This is a genomic window from Desulfobaculum sp. (genome assembly GCF_054921475.1).
On record NZ_JBUDSW010000251.1, the window covers coordinates 1 to 5,209 of the forward strand.

At 60.6% G+C, this 5,209-nt stretch carries 5 protein-coding genes; all 5 read left to right on the forward strand.

The genetic code is table 11. The annotated features are described in order from the left end of the window. Positions 1-437 (forward strand): DUF4115 domain-containing protein (locus tag ACY69P_RS13820; protein WP_462327896.1); only part of this gene is annotated, 437 nt, incomplete at its 5' end. Positions 438-455: 18 nt separating this feature from the next. Continuing rightward, on the forward strand, positions 456-1,205 hold the full coding sequence (recO, locus tag ACY69P_RS13825) for a DNA repair protein RecO (protein ID WP_459899968.1): 750 nt from the start codon (positions 456-458) through the stop codon (positions 1,203-1,205). 54 nt (positions 1,206-1,259) lie between these two features. After that, a complete protein-coding gene (gene glyQ, locus ACY69P_RS13830) occupies positions 1,260-2,129 on the forward strand; it encodes a glycine--tRNA ligase subunit alpha (RefSeq protein WP_404845064.1) in 870 nt (289 codons plus the stop codon). A 21-nt stretch (positions 2,130-2,150) separates the two neighbouring features. Then, positions 2,151-4,241: a glycine--tRNA ligase subunit beta gene (gene glyS / locus ACY69P_RS13835; RefSeq protein ID WP_462327897.1), complete on the forward strand. Its 2,091-nt coding sequence runs from the start codon at positions 2,151-2,153 to the stop codon at positions 4,239-4,241. Between the two features lie 266 nt (positions 4,242-4,507). After that, on the forward strand, positions 4,508-4,771 hold the full coding sequence (rpsT, locus tag ACY69P_RS13840) for a 30S ribosomal protein S20 (RefSeq protein WP_459899965.1): 264 nt from the start codon (positions 4,508-4,510) through the stop codon (positions 4,769-4,771). Positions 4,772-5,209 lie beyond the last annotated feature (438 nt).

The window sequence follows — 5,209 nt, forward strand, 5'->3', positions numbered from 1 at the left end:
CCGCCGAGGAAGCCGCCACGGCGAAGCCTGAGGCCGAAGACGCCGCCCCCGCGCAGACCGAAGAAGCCCCGGCGCAGGACGCCGCAGCCACTCCGGCCGCGCCTGCCGCTCCGGCGCAGTCCGCCCCCGCGCAGACTGAGGCCGCTCCCGTTGCCACCCAGCAGCCCGCGCAGGTTGCCGAAGCGCGCCAGCGTGTGGAAATTGTGGCGAAGGACGTGTGCTGGCTGCTGGCCAAAGTGGACGGCGGCGAGGAAAACGGCGGCGTGACCGTGGACGTGACCCTGCGCCCCGGCCAGCAGAAGCTGCTCCGTTTTGCCGAGAACATGACCGTAAAGCTGGGCAACGCCGGTGGCGTTACCGTGACGCTCAACGGCGCTCCCTACGACTTTAAGGGCGAACCCGGACAGGTTCGCACCCTTCGCTTTACGGCGGAATAACAGCGGGTCGCCCTGCCAATGCAGGATTTTTCGGACAAAGCCATCATCCTGCGGGTAGGGCGCTTTCGCGAGGCGGACCTATGGCTGCGGATGTTTACCCCCCAGCATGGCCTGCTGACCGCGTTCGCATTTGGAGGCAGCCGGAGCCGGAAACGGTTTCTTGGCTGCCTCGATCCGTTCAATCTGGTTCATTTTGGATTTTCCCGCAGCCGCAGTGGCACGTATCTTTCCCTGACGGAAGGCACACTGCTTGACGGCCACCGCGGTCTGCGCAATGCTCCGGCCCGTCTTGGCCCCGCAGCCAACTGCATGAAGTTCTTCGAGGCCGTGCATGTGGAACCGGAAACGTCCGCCGCAGGCTTTTCCCTGCTTCGCGATACGCTCGACGCCATTGAGCACTGCGAAACGCTTTCCCCCATCTTTCCCATACTTTTCCGGTTGCGCGTGGCCTTTGAGCAGGGGTACGGTCCCTGTCTCGGCACTTGCTCTCAGTGCGGAAAAGACTTAAAGACTTCGGTTGCCCCTTCGCTTTTGGTGGAAGCTGGCTGCATGATCTGCGAGGACTGCTCTCCCGGATCGGGCCGCCGCATTGCCATGAGCCGGGGGGCTGTGGCCGTTCTGGAACAGGTCCGCACCGAAGCGCCACTGACGTGGTGCTCCCTGTCGCCGCAGGGCGTGGACCGCAGAAGCCTGTACGATGCGGCGGACAGCTTTGTCCGCTGGCACCTTGGGCTGAAGTGGGAAGACGGCCGCTTCCTCAGAATATGAGAACAGACGATTTCTCCGGGCCTTATGCCCGGTTTATGTAAAGAAGGAGAAGATATGCATTTCCAGGATGTTATCTTGACCCTGCAGCAATTCTGGTCCGAACGTGGCTGCGCCATCCAGCAGCCGTGCGACGTTGAGACCGGCGCCGGAACGTTTAACCCGGCGACCTTTCTGCGGGCCATTGGTCCCGAGCCTTGGCGCGTTGCCTATGTAGAGCCATCGCGTCGACCCACGGACGGCCGCTACGGCGAGAACCCCAACCGCCTTCAGCTGTTCTACCAGTTTCAGGTGCTGCTGAAGCCGTCCCCCGACGACGTGCAGGAGATGTATCTCGACAGCCTGCGCGCCCTTGGCATCGACCCGGCAGAGCATGACATCCGCTTTGTGGAGGATAACTGGGAGTCCCCGACGCTTGGCGCGTGGGGCCTTGGCTGGGAAGTTTGGCTGAACGGCATGGAAATTTCCCAGTTTACCTACTTCCAGCAGGTTGGCGGCATCGACATGGACCCCGTCAGCGTGGAGCTGACCTACGGCCTTGAGCGCATCTGCATGTACCTGCAGGAAAAAGAGTCCGTGTACGAACTCTCCTGGAATGACCATATCACCTACGGCGATGTTCACCATCAGGGCGAAGTGGAGCACTCCCGCTACAACTTCGACCTTTCCGACCCCGACATGCTGCTGAAGCTGTTCGGCATGTACGAGGCCGAGTGTCTGCGTCTGTGCGAGGCCGGCCAGCCTTGGCCCGCCTACGACTACTGCATGAAGTGCTCGCATACGTTCAACATGCTGGACGCGCGGGGCGCCATCTCCATCACGGAGCGGACGTCCTACATCGGCCGCGTGCGCAACGTTGCCTCCCGGGTTGCCCATCTGTATGCCGCCCAGCGTGAAGAGCTGGGTTATCCCATGCTCGCCAAGTAAGTCGGAAAGAGGAAGGTTCCCATGTCCCGATTTGTCCTTGAGATAGGAACGGAAGAAATTCCCGCACGTTTTTTCCCCCGGCTTCACGAAGAGCTCGGCGAGCTGGTGCACACCGCCCTTGCCGAAGCCAAAGTGGACCATGGGGAAGTAAAGACCTTCGCCACGCCCCGCCGTATCGTCCTCTGCATTGAGGACGTCTGCGCCCAGCAGCGCAGGGAAGAGGAGCTTGTTACCGGACCGCCGAAGCGCATTGCCTACGGCGAGGACGGCGAGCCCACCAAGGCCGGACTCGGCTTTGCCAAGACGCAGGGCGTCAGCATCGAGGATTGCTACATCCTCGAAACCGAGAAGGGCGAATATCTGGCCGTTCGTAAAATGACCGGCGGCAACCGCACTGCGGACCTGCTGCCCGCCATCTGCGAAAAGGCCGTCGCGTCCTTGCAGTTCCCGAAGAAGATGCGCTGGGGCGCCCGCGAGTTCGGCTTTGGCCGCCCCATCCACTGGTTTGTGGCGCTCCTTGACGATCAGGTGATTCCCTTCACCATCGCGGACGTCACCTCCGGCCGGTCCACGCGCGGTCACCGCGTTATGGGTCACGGCCCCTTCGAGATTGCCGACGCATCACAATATTTCGACGTCATCCGCGACAAGTGCCAAGTGGTGCTGGACGCGGATGAACGGAAGGCTCTCATTCGCGCCGAAGGCGACCGCCTTGCCACCAGTGTTGGTGGCTCTGTGGTTTGGAATGATGATCTGTTGGACGAGGTCTGCGGCCTTGTCGAACATCCGGTTGTTATACTGGGTGATTTCGATACCTCGTTCCTCGACGTTCCCCGCGAGGTTTTGCTCTCCAGCATGGAAGGTCATCAGAAAAGCTTTGGCGTGGAGGCCTCGGACGGTTCGCTGCTGCCGCACTTCATCCCCGTACTGAACATTGAACCCAAGGACCCTGCGTTGGTCAAAAAGGGCTGGGAGCGCGTTCTGCGTGCCCGCCTCGAAGACGCACGCTTCTTCTGGAAGGCTGACCTCGAGACCGAAGCCGACACCTGGCTTGGCAAGCTCGACAACGTCATCTTCCTCGGTCCCCTTGGGAGCATGGGCGACAAGACGCGCCGTTTGGAGCGTCTGTGTGGATGGCTGGCGAAACAGACCGATCCCTCCATGGAAAAGGACATTGCACGCGCAGGACGTCTGTCAAAGGCGGACCTCGTTTCCGACATGGTTGGTGAGTTCGACGAACTGCAGGGCATCATGGGCGGCATTTATGCCGCAAAGCACGGCGAATCGGAAGCCGTGGCCAAAGCCCTGTACGAACAGTACCTTCCTGCCGGTCCCGACAGCCCCGTCCCATCCTCACTGAGCGGTGCGCTCCTGTCCATGGCTGACAAGGCGGACACCCTGGCAGGCTGCTTTGGCCTGAACAAGGTGCCCACCGGTGCGAACGACACGTACGCTCTCCGTCGCGCGGCCCTCGGCATCTGCCGAATCGCGCTGGAGCACAACCTGCGTATTGACCTCGACGCGTTCCTGCGTCAGGCGCAGGAAGGCTATGGCGACATCAATTGGAAGCTCTCGCACGACGAGGCTTTCGACAAGATGAAGGCGTTTTTCGCCAATCGACTGAAGGCATACTTCCAGGGCAAGGGCTATGAGACCCTCGTTGTGGAATCCGCGCTTGGCGCTGGCTTCTCGGACCTGTGGGCTGCTGCTGCCCGTGTGGACGCCCTGTCCACCTTCAGCAAGGCCGACGACTTCGAGCAGGCCGTGCTGACCTTTAAGCGTGCCGCCAATATCATCGTTAAGCAGGGCAGCAAGGGCGATGTCGCCCTCACCGGAGACTACTCCGAGGACCTGCTTGTCGAGGACGCCGAAAAGGCACTGGCAGCACGCCTGAAGGAAATTGCGCCCAAGTGGGAAGAGCTGTGGGGCAAGGACGACTTTGCCAGCCTCATGGGTCTGCTGCGCGACCTGCGCCCCGATGTGGACGCCTTCTTCGACAACGTTATGGTCATGTGCAAAGAAGACGACCTGCGCACCAACAGGCTCAACCTGCTGACCGCGCTCGTTTCGCGCCTTGGACTGCTGGCGGACTTTTCCGCACTGCAAGTCTAGTTGACAGTTGGAATGCCGGAGCGCCCCGGGCTGGCGCGCCAGAGTTCTCCCCAATCTCCCCGCCGTTATGAGCAAAGACGGCAGGCCAAGGGCAGGGCAAAGGCGACATATGCACCGGATTTTCGCTCCGCAGAGGAGACGGGATTGGACGTAGGCGTTGCGAATTCCCTTGACAAAGGGTACGCTACCGTTTATTGCACCAATCTCCTTGAACGCAAGAACCGCAAGATAATGTAGAAATATAAGTTTTCTCAGGAGGAAGAACCTTGGCTAATCACAAATCCGCCATTAAGAGGCACCGTCAGAGCCTGAAGCGCAACGCCCGCAACCGCACCGTCAAGACCCGTATCAAGAACGTGGTCAAGGCAGTTCGCCAGGCTGTGGAAAGCAACGACAAAGAGCAGGCTCAGTCCGCTCTGAAGTCCGCCACTGTCCTGCTGGACAAGGCCGCTTCCAAGAAGGTCCTGCACGCGCGCACCGCCGCCCGCAAGATCTCCCGCCTCTCCCTGGCCGTCAACAAGCTCGCCTAGAGCCTACTGACGAGTCAGAAATACGACCCGATACCCGCCGCGCTCTGCGCGGCGGGTTTTTGTCGTTTCCCCAGCCCCTTCCTTCTTTCCTTCCTCCAAATTCATCTCCCCGCTCTTGACAAAATATGTTTCGTCAGGCGGACTAGCCTGTTAGGGCGATTGGTTTGCCGTGGCGCAATGCTTTTTGTGGTGACGCATAGCGTGCGCCCGTGGCAGACGTCGGGGTGACGCCATACGTGTATTCCCTTCGGGGACTTAAGGATTCCATCCTTAAGAATCCGATATTTGGGGAAAGGCGTGTTGGGGGCGCGGCGGGTGGCTGGTTAGGAGAAGGGGCAGGGTTTGCCCATGTTCTTGCCCTAGGCCCGTACCCACCCTAAGAGTGGGATTCTTAAGCAATCGTATTGGCAATCAAGCGTTAAGTGCAGGATCCCAAGG

Bases quoted from the DNA above. Each gene is read 5' to 3' on its own strand.
- recO (WP_459899968.1), top strand. From the start codon at position 456: ATGCAGGATTTTTCGGACAAAGCCATCATCCTGCGGGTAGGGCGCTTT.
- glyQ (WP_404845064.1), top strand. From the start codon at position 1,260: ATGCATTTCCAGGATGTTATCTTGACCCTGCAGCAATTCTGGTCCGAA.
- glyS (WP_462327897.1), top strand. From the start codon at position 2,151: ATGTCCCGATTTGTCCTTGAGATAGGAACGGAAGAAATTCCCGCACGT.